This window comes from Collinsella sp. AF04-24, assembly GCF_003465685.1.
GTDB classification, from domain to species: Bacteria; Actinomycetota; Coriobacteriia; order Coriobacteriales; family Coriobacteriaceae; genus Collinsella; species Collinsella aerofaciens_AP.
In genome coordinates, this window is record NZ_QSBK01000039.1 from 1 (window position 1) to 3,259 (window position 3,259).

2 protein-coding genes are annotated in these 3,259 nt (G+C 61.9%); one reads left to right on the forward strand and one right to left on the reverse strand.

Features of this window, described 5'->3' with window-relative positions; all coding sequences use genetic code 11:
- Positions 1-251 precede the first annotated feature (251 nt).
- Positions 252-1,052 carry an SDR family NAD(P)-dependent oxidoreductase gene (locus DWV32_RS09910; protein WP_006235414.1) on the reverse strand — a complete coding sequence of 267 codons (801 nt, stop codon included), beginning with the start codon at positions 1,050-1,052 and terminating at the stop codon, positions 252-254.
- Positions 1,053-1,346: 294 nt separating this feature from the next.
- On the opposite strand from DWV32_RS09910, the gene DWV32_RS09915 reads away from it, so the two are divergent.
- The gene (locus DWV32_RS09915) at positions 1,347-3,110 is read left to right on the forward strand and encodes a hypothetical protein (RefSeq protein ID WP_117758032.1); all 1,764 of its coding nucleotides are present in this window, start codon (positions 1,347-1,349) and stop codon (positions 3,108-3,110) included.
- Positions 3,111-3,259 lie beyond the last annotated feature (149 nt).

The following is a 3,259-nucleotide window of genomic DNA, read 5'->3' on the forward strand; positions in this document are numbered from 1 at the left end:
GGCCATTGTGGCTCTTGACAGCGGATTGGGTCATATGAGCGAAAACCCGCCAGGGCGAGCAAGGTACCTTCAAGCAAAATGGCGCCGCAGGTTGAGCATAAGTCAGCGAGCGAGCCGCATTTGAGACAAGGTGACGTGAAACGAAAGGGCGCTGACCTTTCGGTCGCGCCCTTGAAGTTGAACGTCAGATTGTCCAAATGCGGCCCGCGCAGCGTCGGCCCGTTACGGCGTTTGGCAAAACGCCGTAACCCCTACGGCCGCTGGCCCATGCCGCCCTCGAGGGTGACAGTCTCGCCGTTCATATACTTAAAGTCGGGGCCGCAAAGCTGAACGACCACGCGGCCGATCTCCTTCTCGACGTCGCCGTAGTGGCCCGCCGGCGGCATGTGGACGTTGGCCTTGAACGCCTCGGGATAGGCATCCTGGAAGTTCTCGAGCGCAGCAGTCCAGGCAAGCGGGCAAACGATGTTGACGTTGATGCCGTCCTTGCCCCACTCGTTGGCGGCGACGCGAGTCAGGCCGCGGATGCCCTCCTTGGCGGCAGCATAGCTGCACTGGCCATAGTTGCCAAACAGGCCGGCGCCCGAAGCAAAGTTGACCACGGAACCCTTGGTCTCCTTCAGGTGCGGATAGGCCTTCTGCATGTACAGGTAGGTGGCATACAAGCCGGAGTAAATGGCCAGGTTGAACTGGTCCATAGTGTGGTCGGCAATGGTCACGCCCGAGGCGCTGGCCTGAGCGTTGTTAACGACGGCGTCGATGCGACCGAACTCCTCAATCGCCTTGTCGATAACGTTCTGCACGACGGCCTCGTTGTCCTGGCCGGCGGAGACATCGGCCTGAACAGGAAGAACCTTGACGCCGTACTCAGCCTCGAGAGACTCCTTGGCGGCCTCGAGCTTGGCGACGTTGCGGCCGGTGATGACGAGGTTCGCGCCCTCCTTGGCAAAGGCGATATCGATGCCGTAGCCGATGGAGCCAGCGGAGCCGTCCTTGAGCGTGGCCTTGCCGCCGCCGGTGACGATCACGGTCTTACCAGTGAAAAGTCCCATACAAAGTCCTTTCAAATCGCGACGGGCCCGCCCGTCGACTGCGCGCATCCAACTTCACGCGCCAAAAGCTGAAATGCAACTTTAGCGGGTTCAAGTGAATAGAAAAGGCCTCGGTAGGCGAACGGCATAACGTCTTTCGGCGAAGGGATTGTCAAGTACAAACTGGATAAAGTGGCCGAATTTTTGCTATCGACACGAGTCATCGAACACGTTTTGAAACTTTGCTGCGGGGCGCGGGATGTCGGCGCGAGACTTTATCATAGGGTGACAAACAACGATGAGGAGCACATGCCTATGACAGACGAGCTGGACCCCCAGACTCAACAGCATATTGATGATTCAGCAGACGTCGCCGCAGATACTGACGCTGCGGCCTGCAATGATACCGACATCGACGACGCCACTCTGGATAACGGCGCTGCGACGGAAATCCCTGCGGCCGAAGATGCCGACGAGCAAAACGACGATTCGGCCGCTCAGGACGACGCCCCCGAAAAGGACGCCGCTCCGCAAGCAGCGGGCCCCATCGAGGTGTCTTCGGAAGAAGAGCTCGACGCCGTCATGGACTCCATGATGGATGCCGTCAAAGCGATGAAGGACGCTGTCGCCGATGCCGACGTTGACGCCGAAGTGGAAGAGGCTGCCGAGGCCGCCTCGACCTTTGTACCCGGCGAGACCCCGGTTGCCGACCAGGGCAGCACCATGCCCTCGTTCCTGCAACTCGAGCACCCCACGATCGGCACCGACGCGGTCGACCCGCACGCAGCGGGCTTTTCCGTGATCGAAGGCGGCACCGGCAATATCGCCACGCCGCAGACTGCCGATACGAATGCCGCCGAGGCCGCGCACCCGACCACCTCGCATGCCCTCGCCACGAGCCACGACCTGGGGAGCGCCGTTTCAAACACCGCTAACGCCGTGGGCACTTTTATCGCCCAGGGCGCGTCGGCCATGCGCGAAATGAACGCCGCCAAGAAGGCACTCGCCGATGCCCGCGCCCACCTGTCCGAGCTTGCGCAGCGTATCGCCGACCAGGCAGAGGAGCTCGAGACGCGCCAGGACATCGCAGGCCGCTACGATCAGATCATCGCCGACCAGCGCCAGGCAATCGCCACGGCACATAAGACTGCAGCGGCCGCCGAGATTGACCGTGATGCCCACGCCGCCAAAGCGACAGAGCTCAATGGTCAGCTCGAACAAATGAAGACAGAGGATGACGCGACTGAGCTCCGCCTGAAGGCCGCGCTCGACGCCGTGGAGGCCCGCGAGGCGAGCTCTCGCGAGACCGGCAACCGCCTCGTTCGACGTCTTGAGGATTCCAAGCGCATCCGCGACAAGGTGAAGGCCGAGCGAGACGCCGGCATTGCGGCCGCACAACAAACCGTCGACGCCACGCGCGCCCAGCTCGAGACGCTGCGCCATGAGTATGCCGAGCTGCAACGCAATCCCTCGGCAAATCCCGCCAACTATACGGTGCGCACCAGCGAGCTCTCGATGCAGATTTCCGACACGGCAGATGCCCTGCGTAAAGCCGAAGAAGATGTCCCGCGCATCACCGCCGACCTTGAGCACTCGCTTGCCGCAGCCGAGCAGGCCGTCGAGCAGGCTCAAGCCCCTATCGCCGACGCAAAACGCGCGCACCAAGCCGTGACGACCGAAGCCGATGCCGCGCGCGACGAGCTGCAGACGGCGAAGACAGCCGCCGCGACTCGTCAGCGCGAACTGCGCGAGAAGATCACTGCCGAGGACAAGGCACGCCGCGACCAGGAGCAGAGCATCGCCAACGCCCAAGCAGATGCCGCACATGCGCAGTCGATCATCGAACAGGCGACCGAAGTGCACGACCACCCAGAGATCACTGAGTCGCTTGCAGGATCCTTGGCCCGAGACAAAGCCGAACACGCCGAGACCGAGCGAGAAGTCGCCCAGCTCGAGGCCACCGAGGACGCGGTGCGCGAACGTACCCGCGACTCACGCATCAAATTCACCGGCGCCATCGTCTGCATTGTCGCCGTAGTCCTCGTGATCATCCTCATCTGGCTGTTCGCGAGCAAGTAAACCACTCCCCAACGACCACAAGGAGTGTCCCCAAGTGTCGGCACAAAAGGAACGTCCCCAAGTGCCACATTGACAGCCAAGGCAACGCCGATGTTTTGGCACCGACAGACACTATGACCCAATCCGAGGGCACTGAAAAGATAGGAGCC